General features: G+C 65.5%; 27 protein-coding genes and 1 tRNA gene. 15 read left to right on the top strand and 13 right to left on the bottom strand.

Annotated features, from left to right (window positions below):
- Positions 1 to 29: 29 nt before the first annotated feature.
- The 3 genes from ACXN5S_RS17370 to ACXN5S_RS17360 all read right to left on the bottom strand — a co-directional run bounded on the left by ACXN5S_RS17370 (position 30) and on the right by ACXN5S_RS17360 (position 2,144).
- On the bottom strand, positions 30 to 614 hold the full coding sequence (locus tag ACXN5S_RS17370) for a sugar transferase (protein ID WP_458606735.1): 585 nt from the start codon (positions 612 to 614) through the stop codon (positions 30 to 32).
- A gap of 855 nt (positions 615 to 1,469) precedes the next feature.
- Positions 1,470 to 1,554: transfer RNA gene (locus tag ACXN5S_RS17365), tRNA-Leu, on the bottom strand.
- Positions 1,555 to 1,598: 44 nt separating this feature from the next.
- Positions 1,599 to 2,144 (bottom strand): tetratricopeptide repeat protein, encoded by a 546-nt coding sequence (locus ACXN5S_RS17360; RefSeq protein ID WP_458606734.1) that lies wholly within the window; start codon positions 2,142 to 2,144, stop codon positions 1,599 to 1,601.
- Between the two features lie 109 nt (positions 2,145 to 2,253).
- On the opposite strand from ACXN5S_RS17360, the gene ACXN5S_RS17355 reads away from it, so the two are divergent.
- Positions 2,254 to 2,988, top strand: a complete 735-nt coding sequence (locus ACXN5S_RS17355; RefSeq protein ID WP_458606836.1) for a rhomboid family intramembrane serine protease — start codon at positions 2,254 to 2,256, stop codon at positions 2,986 to 2,988.
- Between the two features lie 5 nt (positions 2,989 to 2,993).
- Here ACXN5S_RS17355 and ACXN5S_RS17350 read toward each other — a convergent pair whose 3' ends face one another.
- On the bottom strand, positions 2,994 to 3,782 hold the full coding sequence (locus tag ACXN5S_RS17350; RefSeq protein ID WP_458606733.1) for an inositol monophosphatase family protein: 789 nt from the start codon (positions 3,780 to 3,782) through the stop codon (positions 2,994 to 2,996).
- A 392-nt stretch (positions 3,783 to 4,174) separates the two neighbouring features.
- On the opposite strand from ACXN5S_RS17350, the gene ACXN5S_RS17345 reads away from it, so the two are divergent.
- The 5 genes from ACXN5S_RS17345 to ACXN5S_RS17325 all read left to right on the top strand — a co-directional run bounded on the left by ACXN5S_RS17345 (position 4,175) and on the right by ACXN5S_RS17325 (position 9,262).
- Complete coding sequence (locus tag ACXN5S_RS17345) at positions 4,175 to 6,025, top strand: putative bifunctional diguanylate cyclase/phosphodiesterase (protein ID WP_458606732.1); 1,851 nt, start codon at positions 4,175 to 4,177, stop codon at positions 6,023 to 6,025.
- Between the two features lie 129 nt (positions 6,026 to 6,154).
- Positions 6,155 to 7,288: an SPFH domain-containing protein gene (locus ACXN5S_RS17340; protein ID WP_458606731.1), complete on the top strand. Its 1,134-nt coding sequence runs from the start codon at positions 6,155 to 6,157 to the stop codon at positions 7,286 to 7,288.
- Position 7,289: 1 nt separating this feature from the next.
- Positions 7,290 to 7,613, top strand: a complete 324-nt coding sequence (locus ACXN5S_RS17335) for a GFA family protein (protein ID WP_458606730.1) — start codon at positions 7,290 to 7,292, stop codon at positions 7,611 to 7,613.
- Positions 7,614 to 7,668: 55 nt separating this feature from the next.
- On the top strand, positions 7,669 to 8,829 hold the full coding sequence (locus tag ACXN5S_RS17330; protein ID WP_458606729.1) for a TFIIB-type zinc finger domain-containing protein: 1,161 nt from the start codon (positions 7,669 to 7,671) through the stop codon (positions 8,827 to 8,829).
- Between the two features lie 10 nt (positions 8,830 to 8,839).
- On the top strand, positions 8,840 to 9,262 hold the full coding sequence (locus tag ACXN5S_RS17325; protein WP_458606728.1) for a copper chaperone PCu(A)C: 423 nt from the start codon (positions 8,840 to 8,842) through the stop codon (positions 9,260 to 9,262).
- Here the strand turns inward: ACXN5S_RS17325 and ACXN5S_RS17320 are convergent.
- On the bottom strand, positions 9,259 to 9,432 hold the full coding sequence (locus ACXN5S_RS17320; RefSeq protein ID WP_458606727.1) for a hypothetical protein: 174 nt from the start codon (positions 9,430 to 9,432) through the stop codon (positions 9,259 to 9,261). The genes ACXN5S_RS17325 and ACXN5S_RS17320 overlap by 4 nt on opposite strands.
- 43 nt (positions 9,433 to 9,475) lie before the next feature.
- Between ACXN5S_RS17320 and ACXN5S_RS17315 the strand changes: the two genes are divergently transcribed.
- Positions 9,476 to 9,637, top strand: a complete 162-nt coding sequence (locus tag ACXN5S_RS17315) for a hypothetical protein (protein ID WP_458606726.1) — start codon at positions 9,476 to 9,478, stop codon at positions 9,635 to 9,637.
- Between the two features lie 83 nt (positions 9,638 to 9,720).
- Positions 9,721 to 10,638, top strand: coding sequence for a polyphosphate kinase 2 (ppk2, locus tag ACXN5S_RS17310; RefSeq protein WP_458606725.1), 918 nt, complete (start codon positions 9,721 to 9,723; stop codon positions 10,636 to 10,638).
- Positions 10,639 to 10,779: 141 nt separating this feature from the next.
- On the opposite strand, the gene ACXN5S_RS17305 is transcribed toward ppk2, so the two are convergent.
- From ACXN5S_RS17305 to ACXN5S_RS17295, 3 genes are all read right to left on the bottom strand, one after another.
- Complete coding sequence (locus ACXN5S_RS17305) at positions 10,780 to 11,172, bottom strand: type II toxin-antitoxin system death-on-curing family toxin (protein WP_458606724.1); 393 nt, start codon at positions 11,170 to 11,172, stop codon at positions 10,780 to 10,782.
- On the bottom strand, positions 11,169 to 11,420 hold the full coding sequence (locus tag ACXN5S_RS17300) for a hypothetical protein (RefSeq protein WP_458606723.1): 252 nt from the start codon (positions 11,418 to 11,420) through the stop codon (positions 11,169 to 11,171). Before ACXN5S_RS17300 ends, ACXN5S_RS17305 begins: the two co-directional genes overlap by 4 nt.
- A 72-nt stretch (positions 11,421 to 11,492) precedes the next feature.
- Positions 11,493 to 12,227 (bottom strand): glycosyltransferase family 25 protein, encoded by a 735-nt coding sequence (locus ACXN5S_RS17295; RefSeq protein WP_458606722.1) that lies wholly within the window; start codon positions 12,225 to 12,227, stop codon positions 11,493 to 11,495.
- A 62-nt stretch (positions 12,228 to 12,289) separates the two neighbouring features.
- Here ACXN5S_RS17295 and lepA point away from each other — a divergent pair, with 62 nt between their 5' ends.
- A complete protein-coding gene (gene lepA / locus ACXN5S_RS17290) occupies positions 12,290 to 14,089 on the top strand; it encodes a translation elongation factor 4 (RefSeq protein WP_458606721.1) in 1,800 nt (599 codons plus the stop codon).
- On the opposite strand, the gene ACXN5S_RS17285 is transcribed toward lepA, so the two are convergent.
- From ACXN5S_RS17285 to ACXN5S_RS17275, 3 genes are all read right to left on the bottom strand, one after another.
- Positions 14,086 to 14,787, bottom strand: a complete 702-nt coding sequence (locus ACXN5S_RS17285) for a hypothetical protein (RefSeq protein ID WP_458606720.1) — start codon at positions 14,785 to 14,787, stop codon at positions 14,086 to 14,088. The genes lepA and ACXN5S_RS17285 overlap by 4 nt on opposite strands.
- Positions 14,780 to 15,325 (bottom strand): hypothetical protein, encoded by a 546-nt coding sequence (locus ACXN5S_RS17280; protein ID WP_458606719.1) that lies wholly within the window; start codon positions 15,323 to 15,325, stop codon positions 14,780 to 14,782. Before ACXN5S_RS17280 ends, ACXN5S_RS17285 begins: the two co-directional genes overlap by 8 nt.
- 329 nt (positions 15,326 to 15,654) lie before the next feature.
- The gene (locus ACXN5S_RS17275; RefSeq protein WP_458606718.1) at positions 15,655 to 16,131 is read right to left on the bottom strand and encodes an REP-associated tyrosine transposase; all 477 of its coding nucleotides are present in this window, start codon (positions 16,129 to 16,131) and stop codon (positions 15,655 to 15,657) included.
- 128 nt (positions 16,132 to 16,259) lie between these two features.
- Here ACXN5S_RS17275 and ACXN5S_RS17270 point away from each other — a divergent pair, with 128 nt between their 5' ends.
- Entirely contained in the window at positions 16,260 to 16,745 is a 486-nt protein-coding gene (locus tag ACXN5S_RS17270) for a pyridoxamine 5'-phosphate oxidase family protein (protein WP_458606717.1), read from the top strand.
- A gap of 41 nt (positions 16,746 to 16,786) precedes the next feature.
- On the opposite strand, the gene ACXN5S_RS17265 is transcribed toward ACXN5S_RS17270, so the two are convergent.
- On the bottom strand, positions 16,787 to 17,530 hold the full coding sequence (locus ACXN5S_RS17265; RefSeq protein WP_458606716.1) for an alpha/beta fold hydrolase: 744 nt from the start codon (positions 17,528 to 17,530) through the stop codon (positions 16,787 to 16,789).
- On the opposite strand from ACXN5S_RS17265, the gene ACXN5S_RS17260 reads away from it, so the two are divergent.
- Positions 17,505 to 17,993 carry a hypothetical protein gene (locus ACXN5S_RS17260; RefSeq protein ID WP_458606839.1) on the top strand — a complete coding sequence of 163 codons (489 nt, stop codon included), beginning with the start codon at positions 17,505 to 17,507 and terminating at the stop codon, positions 17,991 to 17,993. The genes ACXN5S_RS17265 and ACXN5S_RS17260 overlap by 26 nt on opposite strands.
- Positions 17,994 to 18,121: 128 nt before the next feature.
- Entirely contained in the window at positions 18,122 to 18,418 is a 297-nt protein-coding gene (rpmB, locus tag ACXN5S_RS17255) for a 50S ribosomal protein L28 (protein WP_458606715.1), read from the top strand.
- 66 nt (positions 18,419 to 18,484) lie between these two features.
- Here the strand turns inward: rpmB and ACXN5S_RS17250 are convergent, their stop codons facing one another.
- On the bottom strand, positions 18,485 to 18,838 hold the full coding sequence (locus tag ACXN5S_RS17250) for a hypothetical protein (protein WP_458606714.1): 354 nt from the start codon (positions 18,836 to 18,838) through the stop codon (positions 18,485 to 18,487).
- Positions 18,839 to 18,938: 100 nt separating this feature from the next.
- Here ACXN5S_RS17250 and pcaD point away from each other — a divergent pair, with 100 nt between their 5' ends.
- The 3 genes from pcaD (at position 18,939) to ACXN5S_RS17235 (ending at position 21,348) form a co-directional block, all read left to right on the top strand.
- Positions 18,939 to 19,757, top strand: a complete 819-nt coding sequence (gene pcaD / locus ACXN5S_RS17245) for a 3-oxoadipate enol-lactonase (protein WP_458606713.1) — start codon at positions 18,939 to 18,941, stop codon at positions 19,755 to 19,757.
- Positions 19,729 to 20,139 (top strand): 4-carboxymuconolactone decarboxylase, encoded by a 411-nt coding sequence (gene pcaC, locus ACXN5S_RS17240; RefSeq protein ID WP_458606712.1) that lies wholly within the window; start codon positions 19,729 to 19,731, stop codon positions 20,137 to 20,139. Before pcaD ends, pcaC begins: the two co-directional genes overlap by 29 nt.
- A 90-nt stretch (positions 20,140 to 20,229) precedes the next feature.
- Complete coding sequence (locus ACXN5S_RS17235) at positions 20,230 to 21,348, top strand: Zn-dependent alcohol dehydrogenase (protein WP_458606711.1); 1,119 nt, start codon at positions 20,230 to 20,232, stop codon at positions 21,346 to 21,348.
- Positions 21,349 to 21,373: the final 25 nt, after the last annotated feature.

The raw sequence follows: 21,373 nt of genomic DNA, 5'->3' as shown, positions 1-21,373 counted from the left end.
CGTTTTCATGTTCAGCGATAGGCGTTGGCTCAGATGCCCGTGCTGCCCACGACAGACTTGGCGGTCTTCAGCATGATCGACAGGTCACCGAGGAAGCTCATCCGCGTCACATAGGCCCGGTCGAGCACCACACGCTCGGAATAGGTCGTGTCGTTGCGGCCAGAGACCTGCCAGAGGCCGGTGATGCCGGGACGAACGCTCTCGTAATGGCCGCGGGCGACGCCGTAGAGGTCGAGCTCGGCCTCTGTCACCGGACGCGGGCCGACGAAGCTCATTTCGCCGCGGATGACGTTCCAAAGCTGCGGCAGCTCATCGAGGCTGGTCTTGCGAAGAAAGCCGCCGATCTTGGTGATGCGCGGGTCGTTCCGAAGCTTGAAATCGGCAGCCCATTCGGCGGCGGCCTCGGGATGGGCTTCGAGATGCTCCTTCAGCGCCTGCTGGGCATTCGGCACCATCGTGCGAACCTTCCAGCAGCGGAACGGCTGGCCGTTCCGGCCGATGCGCGTGTGGCCGAAGAAGCCGGGGCCGCCGTCGCGGCGGGTCAGCAGGCAGAGCACCAGGATGACCGGCCCGACGATTGGCAGGATCAGCAGGGCAAGGGCGATATCGGACAAGCGCTTGGCGTAGCGGGCGTAAATGCGCCCTGCCTTTGCGGGCGTCCGAGCCGGGCTCAAATGGGTCGAGCTGAGCGATTCAGCCGCAGTATGATCGGTCAAGACAAACCCCCAAGGTTTTCTGCCATCCTGAAATGTGGCGACGGCATGGTCTTCAAATGGACAGAGCGCTCAGCAGCAAGCGATTCAGCGCTAACACTCTCGTAAGTCAAATACACGACACTGCTTAGACTATTTTTTACCCTGTCGTCCATACAGAGAGGTCCCTGCTTAGCAATTGAGCAACCAACCCACCGACCGCCGAAGCCCTCAACAGTTTCGCATCTCTTAACGTGCCGCGACGCAGCAATGCGAGGCCTTTTCTGCGCCTTCACGGGTTGGTGTCGCGCTTCGGCGACGGTTCGCCGACCCGAGTCCTCGGCGGATGCGTTGCGACTTGGTCTCTGCGCTTCCGTTATCCCCTGCTCAGGCCGAGCTAGAGGCCCGGCTTCGAGAAAACAGCTTCTTAACAAATAATTAAAATTCTTCAGGCCCTAAAGATACCCTGTTGCTCCGTGCAGCGGACCAAGCGCGTTCCAAACCTGCACCGTCTGAACTTTGCGGAGCCAGCGGTATATGGGGCCTTCAAACGGGCCATACAGACCACCAATTCCGCCGCTGCGAGAGACTTCGCTGCACCGCAGCCAATACTGCTAAAGGTCAACAGCCCTGATCGCGCCAAATTTCGCGGCAGAGAGCCCTGCGCCCTATTATCCAGCCCCGCGTCAAGCGGAGATCAAAAGTTAATAAAGCGTCATTCTCGTAGCCCTGCCGGGTTTTTCTACAGCAAAGCAATAATTTGAGAAATTGGGGCGCTGGTGCCCGCGGCCGGACTCGAACCGGCACGGCCTAAGCCAAGGGATTTTAAGTCCCCGATGTCTACCAATTCCACCACGCGGGCGCCGGGCCTCTCGTAGTCGCGCCGCGCCGCCGAGGCAAGGAAAGTCAGATGTCGGTGCCCGGCGGGTCGATCAGCAGGCTGCGTTCGGAAAGCCAGGGGTTCAGTTCCAGCGCCTGCCGCAGCACCACCTGCGCCTGGCCCTGGCGACCGAGGCCCATGAGCGACAGCGCCTTGCCCGACAGCGCGCCGATATGCGTGGGGTTCAGCTCGAGCGCCTTGTCGAGATCCGCCAGCGCCGCCTCGAAATCAGTGCGCAGGTAGCTGGCGAAGGCTCGCTGGTTGTAGCCCTCGGCAAAATCGGGGCAGTAGGCGATCAGCCGGTCGAAGTGATCGAACGCGCTGACAAAATCGTAGCGGGCCCGGGCACGCATGCCGAGGTTCAGCAGCGTCTGCGACTGCGCGTCGGGGGCGTCCGTCCAGAGCTCCCACAGATCGTTCGAAAGCTCCTGCGCGTCCGAGGCGCTGGCAGAGGACGCAAGGTCCTCCATCAGCGCCGAAATCTCGTCGGCATGGTCAGGCGCCTCGGGGCAGTCCTGCCCCATGGCTGGCCCGGCGAAGCCGGCGAGGATGAACAGAAGCGGCACTCTCATGAGCCGAGGCTGCGGCAGCGCCAGCGATTCCGTCAAGTCACCAAGCCGCGAGAGAGCGGCGCTCCGCCTGTCGCTTGACCGCATCCGCCCCCTCACCGAAGGTCGGGCGGTGTTTCCCATCCGCGATCATAACCCTTCCGAACGGACGCCCTATGTGACCTGGGCCCTGATCGCGGCCAATGTGGCGCTGTTTCTATGGGAGCAGGGCTTCGTGCAGACGGACCAGGCGCTCTACGAACTCTACTACAATTACGCGATGATCCCGGCCCGCATCACCAACGGCGAGGCCTGGCATACGCTGCTGACCGCGACCTTCCTGCACGACGGCTTCTGGCACCTCGCCGGCAATATGCTGTTCCTGTGGATATTCGGCGACAATATGGAAGACCAGCTCGGCCATGGCGGCTTCCTGGGCTTCTATCTGGCCGCCGGCGCCCTCGCCAACCTCGCCCAGCTCGCCGCCGAGCCCTACAGCCCTGTCCCCACGATCGGGGCTTCGGGCGCCATCGCCGGGGTGATGGGCGGCTATCTGCTGCTCTTCCCGAAGGCGCGGGTCGATGTGCTGGTCTTCGTGACCATCCTGCCGCTGCCAGCCTGGCTGATGCTGGGGCTGTGGTTCGCCATTCAGCTCGCCCAAGGCGCCGCGGCGGATGCCAGCGCCGGCGGGGTTGCCTATTGGGCGCATGCCGGAGGGTTCGTCATCGGGGCCGTCTTCGCGCTGCCCGCTTTCCTGTGGCGGGGCGGCCCCAAATTCTGGAGCCGCACGCATGGCGAGCCGCCGCATCCCGAGGCGCGCTACAAGCTGGATCGCACTTCGGTGCCGAAGGTGGGGCGGCGGCGTTAGCCGGCTCAGGCGTTGCGAATGATCTTGGCGAAGCGCTCGAAGGTGCCGGCATTGGCCGCGATCAGCGCGCCGGTCTCGAGGATCTCGGTGCCCTCTTGCAGCGGCTCGACGAAGCCACCCGCCTCTGTCACCAGCAGCAGACCGGCGGCGATGTCCCACGCCTTCAGCTCGCGCTCCCAATAGCCGTCGTAGCGGCCGGCGGCGACATAGGCGAGGTCGAGCGCGGCAGAGCCGAAGCGCCGCACGCCCGCCGTTTCGGGCAGCAGACGGGCCAGATCCTGCAATGTCGCCGGCAGGGTGCGCTTGGCGGCAAAGGGCAGGCCGGTGGCGTAGATGCACTCGATCAGCCGCGAGCGGCCCGAGACGCGCAGGCGCGACTCGTTCATCCAGGCGCCCTCGCCTCGCTCGGCCCAGAACATCTCGTCCTTCGCAGGGTCATAGACGACGCCCGAGACGATGCGGCCCTTGTGCTCCAGCGCGATGGAGACGGCCCAGTGCGGCAGGCCGTGCAGGTAGTTCGTCGTGCCGTCGAGCGGGTCGACGATCCAGCGGCGCGTCGGATCTTCGCCCGCTTCCTCGCCGCCCTCTTCGCCGACGAAACCATAGGTGGGCCGCGCCTCGCGCAGCATCTTGCGGATCGATTCTTCCGCCGCCCGGTCGGCGCGGCTGACGAAATCGCCCGGCCCCTTGGCCGAGACCTGCAGTTGTTCGACTTCGCGGAAGTCCTTCACAAGCTGCCGGCCCGCCTGACGGGCGGCACGCTGCATAACGTTCATGTTGGCACTTGCCGCCATGGCAGGGCTCCGTCTCGCTGGGGTGTGGTCAAGGCCCGCCCTATAGGGGCAGTGCGCCGCTTGGGCAAGACGGGGCTGCACGCCGCGCGCGCCCCTTGAAATCAAGGCAAAAGCCGGGCGACTTTTAGGTTTTCTGTTGCCCGATAGCGGCTTCGCGGCAACAGTTAAACTTGCCATACCGAGCAGATCGTCTTCAGTGTTCTTTGTTCTTGCGAGGCGGCGGAGGCGCGGCAAAGACATTAAAGCATCCCGGGGGTCTGGCACGTCGTCGTGCCCTGCCTCCGTCGACGGGCGAATGGACCATGCTGCGCAGATTGTACGAGAACATCCGGCACGAGACGCGCTTTGTGATTCACATTGCCGCGCGGGACGTTCTCAAACGCATCGCCTCGATGACCCTCATTCTGGCGGTCTGCGTCTTCGGCGGCGTCAGCTGGCTTGAGGTCAGCATCATCGCGCTGGTCGTCTTCCTTGGCGAAGTCATCGCGGTCATCCTGCATCGCAAGCGGCCCGAGCGCGAACAGGACATGTCGTTCGGCTTCGTCATGGCGATGTGGTGGACGAACGTCATCACCACCGTGGCCTTCCTCTGGCCCTCGATGCTGCTGGCCAGCCAGCCTTCGGTAGCGCTGCTGCTGGGCGGCTACATGTGGATGTTCGGCGTGTTTGTGCACATCTCGAACACCTACGTCGCGCTGCCGCTCTACAACTGGTCGATGATGATCCCCTCCTTCGCGACGGGAATCACGGTGCTCGCCATCGCGTTCGACACCGATTACGCCGATTCCTCGCTCGCCGAGTGGTGGGTCGCCGCGGCGCTGATGGTCGTCTATGCAGCCAACACCTTCGAAACCATGACGATGCAGAAGGACACGCAGCGCGCCCTCGCCGCGGCGCGGGCCGAAGCGAACGCCCGATTGCGGGCGCTGGAGCACATGACGCGCCATGACGGGCTCACCGGCCTGCTCACCCGCCGCGCCTTTGACGAGGCGCTGGCCCGCCGTCTGAGCCCCGCGCGCGGAAAGCCGCAGGGCGCGGTCTTCCTGATCGACCTCGACGGCTTCAAGCCCATCAACGACAGCTTCAGCCACGAGGCCGGCGACCGCGTGCTCATCGCCGTCTCCGCCCGGATGCGCGAGCTTGCGGGGCCCGAAGGGCTGACCGCCCGCTTCGGCGGCGACGAATTCGCCCTGGCCATGCCCGCCGTCACCACGGCCGAAGAGGCCGAGCGCTTCGCCGTCAGCCTCGCGCGCCGGCTTGAGGCGCCCATCGAGTTTCGCGGCAAGTTCCTGCGGGTCACCGCATCGATCGGCATCGCCATCGCGGGCGAGCAGCTGTCGACCGTGTCGGCCATCTGCGCCGCCGCCGACCAGGCCATGTACCGCGCCAAATCGGATACCGAGGCGCGCGCCGTGCTCTACGATGCCTCCCACTTCCGCCCCCGCCCCTCGCTGCAGGAGCGTCAGCACATCATCGAGGCGCTGCAATCGGGCCACCTGCGGCCCTGGTATCAGCCCAAGGTGCGGCTCGACACGGGCGAGATCATCGGCTTCGAGGCGCTGGCCCGCTGGGAAGATGGCGAACGCGGCGTGCTGCTGCCCGGGCGCTTCCTGCCGCTGATCAACGAATTCGGCCTGCAGGGAGATTTCCTGCATTGTATCGCCAGCCACGTGCTGGCCGATGTCGCGTCGCTGCTGAAGGAAGGGCTGGACCCTGGGCGGGTGTCTCTCAACGTGCCGGAGGTGGCGCTCGCTACCCTCTCCGGCCGGCAGGAGCTGCAGCGCCTGCTCGACGACGCGCCAGAGGCGGCGCGCCACATCACCTTCGAGATCACCGAGGACGTGTTCATCGCCCGCGCCGGCAGCATGATCCAGAAGTCGGTGGCGGAGTTCCGCCGCGCTGGCGTGCGCATCAGCCTCGACGATTTCGGCACCGGCTTTGCCAGCTTCCAGCATCTGCGGCAGCTGGAATTCGACGAGCTGAAAATCGACATGAGCTTCGTGCAGGGGCTCGGGGTGGACCCGTCCGTCGAGGTTCTCCTCGCCGGCTTCCTGCAGATTGCCGGCGGCCTCGGCGTTTCCGTCATCGCCGAAGGGGTGGAGACGGACGACCAGCGCGCCCAGCTCCTCCGCCTCGGCTGCGTCTTCGGCCAGGGCTGGCGCTTCGGCCGCGCTGCCCCGCTGGAAGAGGCACGCATCCGCCTCTTTGCCGAGATGAGCCGGCCCTACGGCTCGACCGCCTGAGCGGCCCCTCCCGAAAGGGGGGAAAACCTCACCCGTCTCTCCCTTGATCGCGCCGGCCTCAGCCGGCACCCTCTGGCCAAACCGGCAAGGCCCGGTCTAGATCAGATCAATGCGTTTCAGGGGCGACTTATGGGCATCCTCGATTTCCTCTCCGGCCAGTTTATCGACGTCATTCACTGGACGGACGACACCCGCGACACGATGGTCTGGCGCTTCGAGCGCTATGGGCATGAGATCAAATACGGCGCCAAGCTGACGGTGCGCGAGGGGCAGGCCGCCGTCTTCGTGCACGAGGGGCAGCTCGCCGACGTCTTCAAGCCCGGTCTCTACCAGCTTGAGACCAACAACATGCCGATCATGACCACGCTCCAGCACTGGGACCATGGCTTCCAGTCGCCGTTCAAGAGCGAGATCTATTTCGTCAACACGACCCGCTTCAACGACCAGAAGTGGGGCACCAAGAACCCGATCATCGCCCGCGACCCCGAATACGGGCCGATCCGCCTGCGCGCCTTCGGCAATTACTCGATGCGCGTCACTGACCCTGGCATGTTCCTGCAGGAGATCGTGGGGACAGATGGCGAGTTCACCTCCGACGAGGTCTCCTTCCAGATCCGCAACATCGTGGTGCAGGAGGTCAGCCGCGTGCTGGCCGCCTCGGGCATCCCGGTGCTCGACATGGCGGCCAATACCGCCGATCTCGGCAAGCTGGTGACCGAGGCGATCAAGCCCACCGTCGCCGCCTACGGGCTGTCGATCCCCGAGTTCTATATCGAGAACATCTCTCTGCCGTCAGAGGTCGAAGCGATGCTCGACAAGCGCACCTCGATGGGCATCGTCGGCGACATGGGCCGCTACATGCAGTTCTCTGCCGCCGAAGCCATGCAGAACCCCGAAAGCGCTGCCGGCTCGGCCATGGGCATGGGCATGGGTGCCGGCATGGGGTTGAACATGGGCGGCCGCATGGGCCCCTGGGGCGCCGCGCCCTCGCAACCGCAGGCACACCAGCCTGCCGCCGCGCCGCCACCCCCGCCCCCGCCGGTCGAGCATGTCTGGCACATCGCCGAGAACGGGCAGACACAGGGGCCCTTCTCGCTGGCCTCGATGGGCCAGAAGGTCACCGCCGGGGCGCTGAAGCGCGACACACTGGTGTGGACGCCCGGGCAGGACGGCTGGATGAAGGCCGGCGACGTGACCGAGCTGGCCCAGCTCTTCACCGTGCAGCCCCCGCCGCCTCCGCCTCCGCCGCCCACGGCGGTGTGAGATGGCGGCGCTGACCGGCCATTGCGATTGCGGGGCGGTGACGATCACCGTCCCCTCCGCCCCTGAAGAGATCAACGCCTGCCCCTGCGACTATTGCCGCCGGGCCGGCGCTCACTGGGGGTACTACAAGGCCGGCAGCGCCACGATCACCGGCAAGACCGCCACCTACCGGCGCGCCGCCAAGGTCGCCGATTTTCACCGCTGCCCGACCTGCGGCATCGTCACCCACTGGGATGGCAACGATGTGACCCCGCATATGGGCGTCAACATGGCCAATTTCGAGCAGGCGGCGCTGGCCGGTATCCCCGTGGTCGAAGACCCCTGAGCGGCGTGGCCCCGCCTCTCACCCACACCGCGAGCCTTCCCGAAGAGCATGTTTGATGAGTGATTACGGATCTGTCCCCAAGGTGCCGCATGCACCCCCCGCCCCACCGGGCGCGGAGCAGTCGCAGGACGAGGAATACCGCTTTCCCTGCGACCAATGCGGCGCCGACATGCGCTACGAGCCCGGCACCGGCCGGCTGATCTGCGATCACTGCGGCAACGTCGCCGAGCTGGAAAGCGGGCAGGAAAAGGCCGCCGAGCTGATCCGCGAGCTCGATTACGAAGAGGCCCTGCGCTCCGCCCTGCCCGCGGCGGAGATGGAGGATGTCCGCTCCTCGCACTGCCCCAATTGCGGCGCCGTCATCGAGTTCGGCGAAGCCGAGCACGCCACCGAATGCCCTTTCTGCGCGACGCCCGTCGTCGTCGACACAGGCACCACGCGGCAGATCAAGCCCAAGGGGCTGCTCCCCTTCGTGCTGAGCGAGGGCGAGGCGCGCTCGGCGATGACGACATGGCTCGGCAAGCTCTGGTTCGCGCCCAACGGGTTGCAGGAGTACGCCCGCAAGGGCCGCAAGATGAACGGCATCTACGTGCCCTACTGGACCTATGACGCCGACACCAAATCCTCCTACACCGGCATGCGGGGCGTTCATTACTACGTCACCCGCACCGTCATGCGCGACGGCAAACCCACCCAGGTGCGCGAGCGCCGCACGCGGTGGACGCCCCGGTCTGGCCGTGTGGCGCGCTGGTTCGACGACATCCTCGTGCTCGCCTCGCACACCCTGCCCAAGCAATATACCGACGGGCTGGAGCCCTGGGATCTGACGACGCTGGAGCCCTACCGCCCCGACTTCCTCGCTGGCTTCCAGGCCGAGGGCTACCAGGTGCAGCTCGAGGAGGGCTTTCAGGAGGCCCGCCAGATCATGGACCGCCAGATCCTGCGCGACGTGCGCTTCGATATCGGCGGCGACGAGCAGCGGGTGACCAGCGTCAACACGCATGTGGACGACATCACCTTCAAGCATATCCTGCTGCCAGTCTGGATGGCGGCCTACAAGTACAAGGGCAAAAGCTACCGCTTCGTCGTCAACGGCCAATCCGGCAAGGTGCAGGGCGAGCGGCCATGGAGCTGGATCAAGATCACCCTCGCCGTCATCGCCGGGCTCATCGTGGCCGCGGGCCTCGGCTATGCCTATTCCGTTTACGGCAGTTAGGAGACCCTAGATGCGCGCAGCCCCCCTCGCCCTCAGCCTCGCCATCCTCGCGGCGCCCGCGTTCGCGGACCCGGAGGTTTCAGGCTACGTGCTCGCGCCCTACCCCGGCGCCCCCTCTGGCGCGGCGTACCTGACGATCACCAACCCGGATGCCGCCGAGATTACGCTGGACAGCGTGGAAACGCCCGCCGCCGGCATGGCCATGCTGCACGAGACGGTCGAGACCGATGGCGTGATGTCGATGGCGCCGCCAGACGGCCCGCTGACCATCGCGCCGGGCGAGACCCTCGCGATGGAACCTGGCGGGCTGCATGTCATGCTGGGCGGGCTGGGCGCGGAGCTGGCGGAGGGAGACGAGATCCCCCTCACCCTGCACTTCGCCGGCGGCGAGGAAGTGACCGCCACGCTCACCCTCGGGCAGCCCTCAGACTAGCCGCAGATGCGCTCGGCGCTGTCGGCGAAGGCGCGGTAACGCTGCCAGAACGCCTCCATCGCCGGCGTGTCGGAGGTGCGGGCTTCTTGCGCGAGCTGGGGGTCTTCGAAGAAGGTCGCCGCCCGGCGCTGATCGCTGTTCGAGAGGGACTGGTTGGCGACCTGCTGCACGCAGGAACAGACCGCCGGATTGGCAGCCGACCGGCCACCCGCCATGCAGGCCTGGCTCACCGCACCGCTCACACGCGGGCCACATCCCGCCAAGGCGGCCAGGGCCGCCAAAATCATCACTGACCGCATCATTCTTTTCTCCTGCCTCGGCGCGCATCATGCGCGAAGCGGCGCTTTCGTGCAATCGGCGCCCACCGGGATTTGACCGCCCGGCCCTCCCCCGGCAGGCTCGTAATCGTCCTGTCACCTTGGCATGATAGCGCCGCAGGGCAGCAGAAAAGGTGACAGATGAACAGGCTGAGCGGCAATGGCGGCAACGACTGGCTGAAGGCGGAACTGGCCGACAGCCTGGATGAAGAAATCGAGCTGGAGCTCGAGGATTCCGTCCTCAGCGAAGAGATCGCCGCCATCTACGACCGCGCCCATCCCGACGCCCTGCCCCGGTCTGAATACCTGCGCGGCCTGCTCCGCCTGCAGGCCGAGCTGATCAAGCTGCAGGATTGGGTCGTGCACAGCGGCGAGAAGGTCGTCGTACTCTTCGAAGGGCGCGACAGCGCCGGCAAGGGCGGCGTCATCAAGCGCATCACCCAGCGGCTCAACCCGCGCGTCGTGCGCGTCGTGGCCCTGCCTGCGCCCAACGACCGCGAGAAGTCGCAATGGTACTTCCAGCGCTACACGCCGCATCTGCCGGCCGGCGGCGAAATCGTGCTGTTCGACCGCAGCTGGTACAACCGCGCCGGGGTGGAGCGCGTCATGGGCTTTGCCGATGACAGGCAGGTGGAGGAATTCTTCCGCGACGTGCCCGATTTCGAGCGGATGCTGGTGCGTTCGGGCATCCGGCTGGTGAAGTACTGGTTCTCCATCACCGACGAAGAGCAGCAGATGCGCTTTCTGATGCGCATCCACGACCCGCTGAAGCAATGGAAGCTCTCACCGATGGACCTGCAGTCCCGCGTGAAGTGGGAGCAATACACCAAGGCCAAAGAAGAGATGTTCGCCCGCACGAACATCCCCGAGGCGCCCTGGTACATCGTGGAAGGCAACGACAAGAAGCGCGCAAGGCTGAACTGCATCGACCATCTACTCGGCCTGATGCCCTACGGCGAGGTGCCGCATGACGACGTCTCCCTGCCCGACCGGGTGTACAACAAGGATTACGAGCGCGCCGTGCTGCCACGCGAGTTGTACGTGCCGTCGAAATACTAGAGGGCGTGATCCCAAGGAGCGCCTTTGGCGCATTCCTTTGGGTGAGGAAGGGGGGCTGTCTGCCCCCCAAAACCGCCGTTGGCGGCTTTCCCCCCCGAGGATTTTCTGGAGCAAAGATGGGGGAAGACGACGGGGCCTGGGCTAGGCGCTAGGAGGATGAAACGCTTTTCGGCGGAGCCATTCGGCGAGTTCGATCGCGTCGATGCGGCTTTGGGCGACCTCGATGATGAGGGGGCCGATCTCACTCACTTGCCAGTCGATCTGGATGCCGTTGAGATCAAGGCAGATATCCATCGCCTGGTGGGCGGTGCGCTTGTTCGCGTCGTTGAAGCAATGCCCTGTAGCGATGGCCACGGCCGTTGCGGCTGCCAGATCGAAGGCATCTCCGATCAGCCCGTAGGCGAGGCGGTTATCGACTCTGGCCAAAGCGCCATCCAGGGACTTGTCGCGGGCAAGACCGGGCAGTTCGCCCGGGTTCAGAACCGCATCATGGATGGCAATGACGAGCTCCGGGGTCAGCGTGACCCAGGTCATTTGTCGCGTAGATAGTCGAGCACCGGCTGATTGGTGGAACGGCGGCGGGCCATGCTTTCAACGACCTCATCCATGCGCGCCGCGCGGTGCCCCTCCGGCTCCGTCGTCGCCTCGACTGGCACGAAATACCCCACCAGCTTGGAATTGCGAAGCACGGCCACGGGCTTGCCGTGCGCCCGGTCGAGCACCTTCTGCGGATCGCGCATCTCGGTCATCGTGGCGATCTGGTTGGTGAGAAGGCTGGTCATGGCGGCACTCCGGTTACAACTGCAATATGCACTCTGGTGTGCATTCGTTTCAATAGCCTTGGTGCCACGCGGTTATCCCGCCAGGCGCCGCTTCGCCCGCCGCGCCCAGACAAGCGCAGGCGCGAGGCCGGGGAGCCGGTCGTACCAGCCCTGGCCCTGGATATCGGTGCGCGAGGGGCGCTGCCGGGCGATGGGCGGGTTGAGGCAGACGACCGGCATCTGCGGCGCAGACCGCCGCCACCAGTTGTAGGCACCGTCGACATGCATCGGGCCGCCGCCGGGGTCTCCGGCCGAGCGGCGGGTGATCGCCTCCAGATAGGCCGCCGCCCGGCCCGCCGCCTCGCGCGTCAGCCCGATGAAATGGCTGGTGCGCACGGCGGCCTCGGGCGGGCAGGCGATGGCGCCCTTTGGAAGGTCACCAGCATCGCCCCAGCCGTGGACATAGCCGTAGACCATCTCCCAGCGGGCGCTCTGCAGCGCCTCCAGCCCCGGCCCAAGCGCCCGGGTGAAATCGCAATCGTCCTCCAGGATCAGCGCGCGCTCGTCCGGCCCCTCGGCGATCTGGCGCAACAGGCCGAGATGGCTGAGGAAGCAGCCGCGCGCGCCGATGGAGTCCCAGCCGCCCGCCTCATCCGGCCGGGCCGCCGGCACGAAGGCGATCTTCGGATGCGGCAGGGCCAGGCCGATGCGGGCGAATTCCGCCTCCATCTCGCGGCGGCGGTCGGCCCGGGCGGGGAGGTTGATGATGTAGATGCGAGGGAAGGCCGCGAGCAGCGCCTCGCCCGCCCTGTGATCAACCGCCGCCATCGCTGCCTCCCGCTGCCCAAGCCCGATTGACGAAACCCCGCGCCGGCCTCATATCGGCCCGCATGACAGAGCTTTCGCGCATCCGCAATTTTTCCATCGTCGCCCATATCGACCACGGGAAATCCACCCTGGCCGACAGGCTGATTCAGCTTACCGGTACGGTGGCCGAACGCGACATGAAAGCCCAGATGCTGGACGCGATGGATATCGAGCGTGAGCGCGGCATCACCATCAAGGCCAACTCGGTGCGCATCGAGTACCCGGCCAAGGACGGCCACACCTATATCCTCAACCTCATCGACACCCCCGGCCACGTGGACTTCGCCTACGAGGTGAGCCGCTCGATGCAGGCCGTCGAGGGCTCGCTGCTGGTGGTCGACGCCACGCAGGGCGTCGAGGCGCAGACGCTCGCCAACGTCTACCAGGCGATCGACGCCGATCACGAGATCGTCCCGGTGCTCAACAAGATTGACCTGCCCGCCGCCGAGCCGGAGCGGGTGAAGGAGCAGATCGAGGATGTCATCGGCATCGACGCCTCGGACGCCGTCGAAATCTCCGCCAAGACCGGCCTCGGCATTCCCGATGTGCTGGAGGCCATCGTGCACCGCCTGCCCGCCCCCAAGGGTGACCGCGACGCAGCCCTGAAGGCCATGCTGGTGGATAGCTGGTACGACAGCTACCTCGGCGTCGTCGTGCTCATCCGCGTGATGGATGGGGTGATCCGCAAGGGCGACACGATCCGCATGATGAAGACCGCCGCCACCTACAAGCTCGACACGCTCGCCGTGCTCAAGCCGCAGATGGTGAAGATCGACGAGCTCGGCCCCGGCGAGATCGGCGTGTTCACCGCCTCGATCAAGCAGGTGCGCGATACGCGGGTGGGCGACACGATCACCCATGAGAAGCGGCAGACCGAGAAGGCCCTGCCCGGCTTCAAGCCCTCGATCCCTGTGGTGTTCTGCGGGCTGTTCCCCGTCGATGCCAACGATTTCGACGACCTGCGCGACGCGATGGAGAAGCTGGCGCTGAACGACGCCTCCTTCACCTTCGAGATGGAAACCTCCGCCGCGCTCGGCTTCGGCTTTCGCTGCGGTTTCCTGGGGCTGCTGCACCTGGAAGTCATCCGCGACCGGCTGGAGCGAGAGTACGATCTCGACCTCATCACCACCGCGCCCTCGGTCGTCTACGACATCCACATGCGCGACGGTACGGTCGAGCAGCTGCACAACCCGGCCGACATGCCCGACCTGACGCTGGTGGAGCATATCGAAGAGCCGCGCATCAAGGCGACGATCCTGGTGCCGGATGAGTACCTCGGCGACGTGCTGAAGCTCTGCCAGGAGCGGCGCGGCATCCAGCTCGACCTCACCTACGCGGGGCCGCGGGCGATGGCCGTGTATGATCTGCCGCTCAATGAGGTGGTGTTCGACTTCTACGACCGGCTGAAATCGGTGACGAAGGGCTATGCCAGCTTCGATTACCAGATCATCGGCTATCGCGAGGATAACCTCGTGAAGATGTCGGTGCTGGTGAACGACGAGCCGGTGGATGCGCTGTCGATGATGGTGCACCGCGACCGGGCGGAAATGCGCGGCCGCGCGATGGTGGAGAAGCTGAAGGAGCTGATCCCCCGCCACATGTTCAAGATCCCGATCCAGGCGGCCATCGGAGGCAAGGTCATTGCGCGGGAGACGCTGAGTGCTTTGCGGAAGGACGTGACGGCCAAATGCTACGGCGGCGACGCCTCGCGGAAGCGCAAGCTTCTGGACAAGCAGAAGGCCGGCAAGAAGAAGATGCGCCAGTTCGGGAAGGTCGAGATCCCTCAGGAGGCGTTTATTTCGGCGCTGAAGATGGATAGCTAAGCTCGCAGGTCGGAGATAACCGTTCGGAAGTCCTGCTTCAATTCATCCACATCCTGAGCTGTCGTAATATAACTTCTGTTGTGTGCAGCACGATCACCAAGGGTCTTTATTTTGGAGAGTGCAGGCTTTGATCCGCGGCTGAGCTGAATTAGTTTGCACTCCTTTGCAAGCGATATCAATTTATCGAGCGAAAATATTTCTCCATTGCTATTCCTAACGGCGTCATGCTCATCTAATCGCTCGAACGCATCAATAATGGAAATCTCCATCAATCTCCGCATGAGAACCGCGCAGGCATCAAAGAACTCTTGCTGACGCGAGCCGTTGATTTGGCGCACTACCGACTTAATGTACCGCCGGTCACTTTCAAATTGTGCTGAATCCAAGACTGTGTCTACAACCCGATCGGTCGGAAAGTCAGACACCCCACCATACCTGTCGGCAAAAACCTGAGACATTTCACTTTTCAGCAGAACTTCTTCTGAATTGCTTATTGACACGCCCGGGGCTCGTCGCAGGTAGCCTCTCAGCCGTGAACGGTTGATGTTAAGCCGGACCCCGTTTCTCTCGACGGCGCTTACGACTTCCGAAAATTTAGGCTTCTGGTCGCTAGTTCTTTCTAGATACCATGCGGCCGCAAGAACTATGTCTTTTTCGGACTTTTCGCTGGCTCCCACGACCGACCAGAAGTCAGGCATCAGCTTGTTCTCTTGACAGCCTCAATCCGAATTCTGTTCTGGCCCGATCTGTCATGGTGTAGAAGACAGGACTCGTCCCTTCAGTAATGAACTCGCCACTGATACCCGATAGGGCCTTGGAAACGGTCGGTAGAGAAGACTTCACACGCAGCGCACCCAGAACTCTGGTGACATCTCCAGAGGTGATCTTCTCGTCTACAATAAAGGCTACGAGCCTTGCCTTCTCAGTCCAAAGCCCCGCCTTGTTCAGGATCTGGGACTGGATACGTGAGAAGTCGTCACGCTGCTTGATAGTGTTTGCGATCGCCTCTGCGTCAACTGACGACTGAGATACTCCGGACGATGAAGATTTCGCCACCCCCTTGGGCTTGGGCTTCCTCGGAGGTGACCTTCTAGTGTCATTCGTTACCTGCTGCGCCTCATCGACCGCGCCAACCTCAAAGTACTTCTCGAACAGTTGGGTGAGCGTCAGCACCTCCTCCAACGTCCCTTTGGCACTCATCTTGTTTGAACCAAAAACAAGCTCAAGCTCTACCACCGCCGCCTCCATCTGCCGCTAGGTAAATTAGCGCACAAAATGGGAACATATACAACCGCGTACTTCGCTATGCGAAATCGTACAATCCGCCAAAGGCGTTGTACATCTCACCTTCCAATTTTTGATATTTATTTCAATGCACTGCGGGTCTTTTCTTGAAGGCTGTACGGCGCCTTTCGCGGAAGATACGAATGAGGACGGGTAGGTATTAGGTTGTATGCCGTTCGTTCGGTTAAAGGATTGATCGAATCAGCCCGCGTAGGGTGCGTGCTCGTCACGCACCTTTCCTCGCCCTCCCGCCGCGCATCGGTGCGTGCAGAGCACGCACCCTACGCCCCATACGTCTCCCTATCCCGGCGATACGACGACCATGCCCAATCCTCCGGCGCCGCCACGAACCCATGCTTCACCGGGTTCATCCAGCAATATTGCACATGCGCCGCGAGGTCGGCCTCACCGCGGATATGGTGCTCCCAGAACCGCCGTTGCCACACGGCGCGCTCGCCGCGGGCGATGTGGCTCGCCCGGCGATGGCTGGGATCGATCCCCATCGAGAACCGGGATTTGATGAGACGCCACCGCACCGAGTAATCCGCGTCCCCCTCCGGCATCCGCCAGACGCAATGCAGGTGATCCGGCAACACCACCCACGCGATGATCCCGAACGGCCGCTCCGCCTTCGTCACCCTGACCGCCGCGCGCAGCCGAGCCACCTCGTCCACCAGCAGCCAGCTGCCGCGCTCCGCTAGCACCACTGTGAAGAACACGGCGGCTCCAGCGATGCGCGGGCGGAGGTAGACGGACATGGCGCAGCCTGGCCGCATCAGCGTGAACGCCGCCTTACCCTACCCAACCCTCAGTCAAGAAATCTTGCGCGAACCAAGCGCCCCCCCGGCGCGTTGCTCTCCCAAACCCCTCAAGACGGGAGAGACCCATGTCCGACCACACCCCCCAAGAGCTGCACGACAAGTTCTGGAAGCACCTCACCTCTGACCGCACCGTCATGCTCGGCCTGCCCGGCAAGGCCGCCGGTCGCCCCATGACCGCCGTCAACGACAAGGACCATACGCCCGGCCCCCTGTGGTTCTTCACCTCCACCGACACCGACCTCGGCGAGCTGACCGGCCCGACGCGGGCCGAGATGGTCTATGTCTCGAAGGATCACGAGATTTTCGCCACGGCTCACGGCACGCTCACGCCCGAGGCAGACCGCGGCATGGTCGACAAGCTCTGGAACCCCTTCATCGCCGCCTGGTTCGACGGCAAGGATGACCCGAAGCTGAAGCTCCTCCGCCTCGACGGCGAAGAGGCCGAGATCTGGCTCGACGCCAACTCGCTGGTCGCGGGCGTGAAGATGCTGCTCGGCAGCGATCCGAAGAAGGAATACGGCGACAACAACGCCACGGTGCCCATGGAATAGGGCACCCGCCCCGGGGCCGCACGCGCGGCCCCGGCGGCAATCTAGCCGTCCAGAAAGGCGCGCACCGCCGCCTCTGTCTCGCGCGGCTTCTCGGCATGCAGCCAGTGCCCGGCTCCCGGGATCTTCGCAAACTTCGCCGCAGGGAAGAGCGCCTTGATCCGTTCGCGATGCTCGGGCTTCACGTAGTCGCTTTCGCCGCCGGAGAGGAATAGAGCCGGCCCCTCGAACTGGCCCTCCACCTCGGGAAAGCCGACGATCCGCGGCATTTCGCGCTCCAGCACGTCGAGGTTCAGCCGCCAGCGCTTCTCCTTCATGTCGAGGCTCTGCAGCAAGAAGGCGGCATTGGCCGCATCCAGCTCCAGCGCCTCCTGAGCCTCGGCGCGGCTTTGCAGAGCGGCAAGGTCGAGCTTGCGCGCCGCCTCGATCACGTGGATCTGGCTGTGCCCGTAACTGACCGGCGCGATGTCGGCCACGACCAGCCGGCGCACCAGCTCGGGCCGGCTAAGGGCCAGCACCATCGCCGCCTTGCCGCCCATCGAATGGCCGAGCACATCGGCCTGTCCACCGTGAGCCTCGATGAGCTCGCCGAGGTCAGCGGCCATGTCGGCATATCCGTGGCTGTCCGCCCAGGGGCTCTGCCCGTGGTTTCGCATGTCGGGCAGGATCACCTGCCCCCGGTCGCTCAACCGCTTGCCGATGACGTTCCAGTTGCGCCCCGAGCCATAGAGCCCGTGCGCGATGATCAGGGGCACTCCGCCGGTGCCATGGCTCGATATGCTCAACATGGGGCCCAATCTCGCAGCCCGCGAGCGCAAGGCCAAGAGGCGCCGCGCCGCCGCATTGTCGCCCCCCGCCGCCCCGGCTAAGACACGGGCCATGGACCCGGCCGACATCTTCGAGAGAACCGAAAACCTGCGCGTGCTGCTCAACGAGCGGCTGAGGGCGCGCGGCGAAACGCTGGGCGACGCCCTGACCTCGGCCCGGCGCCAGCTGCCGCGGCGCGTCCGCCGCGAGGCCGCCTATCTGGCCGAGGCAGAAACGCTGGGCCAGCACCCAAGGCTCGCCCGCCAGGTTGACCCCGCCCGCTTCGACCGGGCCGAGACCGAGCTGCGCCGCTATCTGCGCTATATCAACCGCGGCGCTTGGCTGCGCGGCAAGGCGCTGACCATCGGCGGCATCCTTGCCTTCAACATTCTGCTCTTCGGCGGGCTGGCTGTATGGTGGCTGCGGGCCAACGGTCGCATCTAGCCCTTGCCGCTTGACGGCCCGGGCGATTCTGCCTATCTGGCAGAACCGATTTCACAGGGCCCCGCAGGCGGGGCCTCGTTCTTTTGAGCCGGGGCGCGACGAGCCCCGAAAGACCTGAGGATGATACCATGTCGCGCCGCTGCGAACTGACCGGCAAAGGCCCGATGACGGGCAACAACGTGTCCCACGCCAACAACAAGACGCGCCGTCGTTTCCTGCCTAACCTGCAGGACGTCACGCTGATCTCTGATACGCTGGGCCGCTCCTTCAAATTCCGCGTGTCCTCCGCTGCCCTGCGCACGGTCGACCACCGTGGCGGGCTCGATGCCTTCCTCGCCCGCGCCAAGGATGACGAGCTCTCCACCGGCGCGCTGAAGGTTAAGAAAGACATCGCCAAGGCGAAGTCGGAAGCGACCGCCGCCTGAACCCGGCGACACGGATCAAGATAGAACGGGCCCCTTCGCGGGGCCCGTTTTCGTTTACGCCGCCCTTTAGCCGTAGCTCTGAATGCGGGCCACCTTGTTGCCCTTGGCAGAGGTGAAGGTAAGGACATGGGCGAAGCGGCGGCGGGTGCCGTCCGGGAGCTCGGTCTCGCCATTGGCCATGCCGACCCGCCCGTGCGACATCGCATGATCGACACGGATCGCCACCACCTCCTGCTCCGCCAGCGCCGCGCGCATGGCCTCCAGCCCCTCCAGCGGCGGCGCCCCTCCGGGGCGCGCCCAGGTCACGGCCTCGTCCAGCATGCCCTCTTTCAGGGGCCCGCCTTCCAGCGCGATGGCCACCTCCTGCGCGAAGAGATTCTTCGGCGAATTGCCGCAATCGCCCGATCCCGTGATTTTCACCTTGCGCCACCCTCCTGCTCGACAGCCGCGAGGCTAGACCGCCCCGGCCTTTCCGTCACCCCGCCCGGGCGGTATGACCCGGCAAACGAGGAGGGCCGGCATGGACGAGAAGCGCATCAATCGCGGCGCGGGCGTGGAGCTTTACAGCATCGCCGAGGGGCCGGAAGACGGGCGCGCGCTCGTCTTCGCCAATTCGCTCGGCACCGATCTGACCATCTGGGACAAGGTGCTGCCGCTGCTGCCGCCGGGCCTGCGCATCATCCGCTGGGACAAGCGCGGCCACGGCCGCTCCTCCGCCCCGCCCCCGCCCTACGCCATGGGGCAGCTCGTCTCGGATGCCGAGGCGGTCTGCGAGGCCTGGGGCGCGCGGGATGCCGTCTTCGTCGGCCTCTCCATCGGCGGGCTGATCGCGCAGGGGCTGGCGGTGAAGCGGCCCGATATCGTCGGCGCGCTCGTTCTTTCCAACACCGCGGCCCGCATCGGCAATGCCCAGCTCTGGGAGGATCGCATCGCCTCGATCCGCGCCTCGGGGCTGGAGGCGGCCGCCGATGGCGTAATGCAACGCTGGTTCTCGCCCGCCTTCCTCGCCGGGCCGGAGCTGGCCCATTGGCGCGCCCGCTTCACAGAGACCTCGCTCGAGGGCTATCTCGGCTGCTGCGCCGCCATCTCGGGCGCCGATTTCTGGGCGACGACAGCGGGGCTGACCCAGCCCACGCTCGGCATCGCGGGGACCGAGGACAAGTCCACCCCGCCCGATCTCGTGCGCGAGACGGTCGAGCTGATCCACGGCGCGCGGTTGGAGCTTATCCGCGGCGCCGGGCACCTGCCCTGCATCGAGGCGCCCGAGGCCTATGCCGCGATGCTCACCGATTTCCTCAAGGAGCCTCCCCATGTCCACGACCACCCCCACGCCCACTGATCGCCCCGACCGCCTCGCCCAGGGCCGCCAGACCCGCAGCGAGGTGCTGGGCGCCGAGCATGTCGCCCGCTCCGATGCGAAGAAGACGGAGGACGACGCCCGCTTCATCGACCTCATCACCGAGGCCGCCTGGGGCCATGTCTGGTCGTCCGACGCGATCTCCCGCCGCGAGCGCTCGATGCTGACGATCGCCCTGCTCGCCGGTCTCGGAAATGAAGAGGAGCTGCGCCTGCATCTGCGCGCCGCCGTCAACACCGGTGCCTCGCGCAGCGACATCATCGAAGCGCTGCACCACGTCGCCATCTATGCCGGTGTGCCGCGCGCCAATTCCGCCATCCGCATCGCCAAGGAGATCTGGGCAGAGGAAGACAGCATCGCCTGAGCCGACCGTCTGCGACACTTCGGGTCGCATCCGGCCAAGCATCGGCGGCCCCGCGCTTCGACAAGGCGGCAAACGAAGGAGCATAGCCCGATGGCCAACGATCTCGCCCCGCAGGCGCCCGCCGCCGAAACCCGCCCGATCCGCGCCGCCGTCGCCCATGCCCATGGCCAGCCGCTGAAGATCGAAGAGATTGAGCTGCGCGCGCCGCTGGAGGACGAGGTGCAGGTGCAGATGGGCGCCGTGGCGATCTGCGCCTCCGACATCACCTTCCTTGACGGCAAATGGGGCGGCGCCCTTCCGGCCGTCTACGGCCATGAAGCGGCCGGCGAGGTCACCGCCGTGGGCGCCTCCGTCCGCGGCCTCGCGCCAGGCGACCGTGTGGCGGTCACGCTGATCCGCGCCTGCGGCGGCTGCCCCACCTGCGCCTCGGGCGCCCCTGTCTATTGCGAGAACCGCGGCGCGCCCCGCCCGCCAGCGCTCACGAAGGACGGCGCCTCGATCACCCAGGCGATGAACTCCGGCGCCTTCGCCGAGGCCGTGACAGTGCACCACAGCCAGGTCGCCAAGCTCCCCGCCACGATCCCCTACGAGGCTGCGGCCCTGCTCGCCTGCGGCGTCATCACCGGCATCGGCGCGGTGGTGAACGCAGCCAAGCTCCGGCCCGGCGAGGATGCCGTCGTCATCGGCTGCGGCGGCGTCGGCCTCAACGCCATCCAGGGCGCCCGCCTCGCCGGCGCCCGCCGCATCGTCGCCGTCGATATGATGCCCGAAAAGCTGGAGGCAGCGAAGGAATTCGGCGCGACCGACGTCGTCTCCGCCGATCAGGACGCGCCCTGGGAGGCCGCCCGCGCCATCCTCGGCCGCGGCGCCGATGCCGTCTTCGTCGCCACCGGCGCCCTGCCGGTCTTCAGCCAGGCCCCCCGCTACCTCGCCCCGCTCGGCCGCGTGCTGATCGTCGGCATGCCGCATACCGGCGCCGTAGCGAGCTACGAGCCCACGGCCATGGCCTATGACGGCCAATCCATCCGCGGCACGGCGATGGGCGACACGGTGATCTCGCGCGACATCCCCTGGCTCGCCGATCTCTACCTGCAGGGCCGGCTGGAACTCGACGCGCTGATCTCCCGCCGCTGGTCCCTCGACGAGATCAACGAGGCCATCGCGAACTCCCGCTCCGGCTCAGCCCGGCGCAACGTCATCACTTTCTAAACCCGCCCCTCCCTCGCTTTTCTCA

Source organism: Pseudoroseicyclus sp. H15 (assembly GCF_054353345.1).
The sequence above is the reverse complement of the archived record's forward strand: the minus strand, read 5'-3'. Positions and strand labels throughout refer to the sequence as shown.

What these genes read in the sequence shown, in the direction of transcription:
- ACXN5S_RS17360 (WP_458606734.1), bottom strand. Translation starts at nt 2,144, where the DNA reads ATGAGAGTGCCGCTTCTGTTCATCCTCGCCGGCTTCGCCGGGCCAGCC.
- ACXN5S_RS17350 (WP_458606733.1), bottom strand. Translation starts at nt 3,782, where the DNA reads ATGGCGGCAAGTGCCAACATGAACGTTATGCAGCGTGCCGCCCGTCAG.
- ACXN5S_RS17345 (WP_458606732.1), top strand. Translation starts at nt 4,175, where the DNA reads ATGACCCTCATTCTGGCGGTCTGCGTCTTCGGCGGCGTCAGCTGGCTT.
- ACXN5S_RS17340 (WP_458606731.1), top strand. Translation starts at nt 6,155, where the DNA reads ATGGGCATCCTCGATTTCCTCTCCGGCCAGTTTATCGACGTCATTCAC.
- ACXN5S_RS17335 (WP_458606730.1), top strand. Translation starts at nt 7,290, where the DNA reads ATGGCGGCGCTGACCGGCCATTGCGATTGCGGGGCGGTGACGATCACC.
- ACXN5S_RS17330 (WP_458606729.1), top strand. Translation starts at nt 7,669, where the DNA reads ATGAGTGATTACGGATCTGTCCCCAAGGTGCCGCATGCACCCCCCGCC.
- ACXN5S_RS17325 (WP_458606728.1), top strand. Translation starts at nt 8,840, where the DNA reads ATGCGCGCAGCCCCCCTCGCCCTCAGCCTCGCCATCCTCGCGGCGCCC.
- ACXN5S_RS17315 (WP_458606726.1), top strand. Translation starts at nt 9,476, where the DNA reads ATGCAGGCCTGGCTCACCGCACCGCTCACACGCGGGCCACATCCCGCC.
- ppk2 (WP_458606725.1), top strand. Translation starts at nt 9,721, where the DNA reads ATGAACAGGCTGAGCGGCAATGGCGGCAACGACTGGCTGAAGGCGGAA.
- ACXN5S_RS17305 (WP_458606724.1), bottom strand. Translation starts at nt 11,172, where the DNA reads ATGACCTGGGTCACGCTGACCCCGGAGCTCGTCATTGCCATCCATGAT.
- ACXN5S_RS17300 (WP_458606723.1), bottom strand. Translation starts at nt 11,420, where the DNA reads ATGACCAGCCTTCTCACCAACCAGATCGCCACGATGACCGAGATGCGC.
- ACXN5S_RS17295 (WP_458606722.1), bottom strand. Translation starts at nt 12,227, where the DNA reads ATGGCGGCGGTTGATCACAGGGCGGGCGAGGCGCTGCTCGCGGCCTTC.
- lepA (WP_458606721.1), top strand. Translation starts at nt 12,290, where the DNA reads ATGACAGAGCTTTCGCGCATCCGCAATTTTTCCATCGTCGCCCATATC.
- ACXN5S_RS17285 (WP_458606720.1), bottom strand. Translation starts at nt 14,787, where the DNA reads ATGCCTGACTTCTGGTCGGTCGTGGGAGCCAGCGAAAAGTCCGAAAAA.
- ACXN5S_RS17275 (WP_458606718.1), bottom strand. Translation starts at nt 16,131, where the DNA reads ATGTCCGTCTACCTCCGCCCGCGCATCGCTGGAGCCGCCGTGTTCTTC.
- ACXN5S_RS17270 (WP_458606717.1), top strand. Translation starts at nt 16,260, where the DNA reads ATGTCCGACCACACCCCCCAAGAGCTGCACGACAAGTTCTGGAAGCAC.
- ACXN5S_RS17265 (WP_458606716.1), bottom strand. Translation starts at nt 17,530, where the DNA reads ATGTTGAGCATATCGAGCCATGGCACCGGCGGAGTGCCCCTGATCATC.
- rpmB (WP_458606715.1), top strand. Translation starts at nt 18,122, where the DNA reads ATGTCGCGCCGCTGCGAACTGACCGGCAAAGGCCCGATGACGGGCAAC.
- pcaD (WP_458606713.1), top strand. Translation starts at nt 18,939, where the DNA reads ATGGACGAGAAGCGCATCAATCGCGGCGCGGGCGTGGAGCTTTACAGC.
- pcaC (WP_458606712.1), top strand. Translation starts at nt 19,729, where the DNA reads ATGTCCACGACCACCCCCACGCCCACTGATCGCCCCGACCGCCTCGCC.
- ACXN5S_RS17235 (WP_458606711.1), top strand. Translation starts at nt 20,230, where the DNA reads ATGGCCAACGATCTCGCCCCGCAGGCGCCCGCCGCCGAAACCCGCCCG.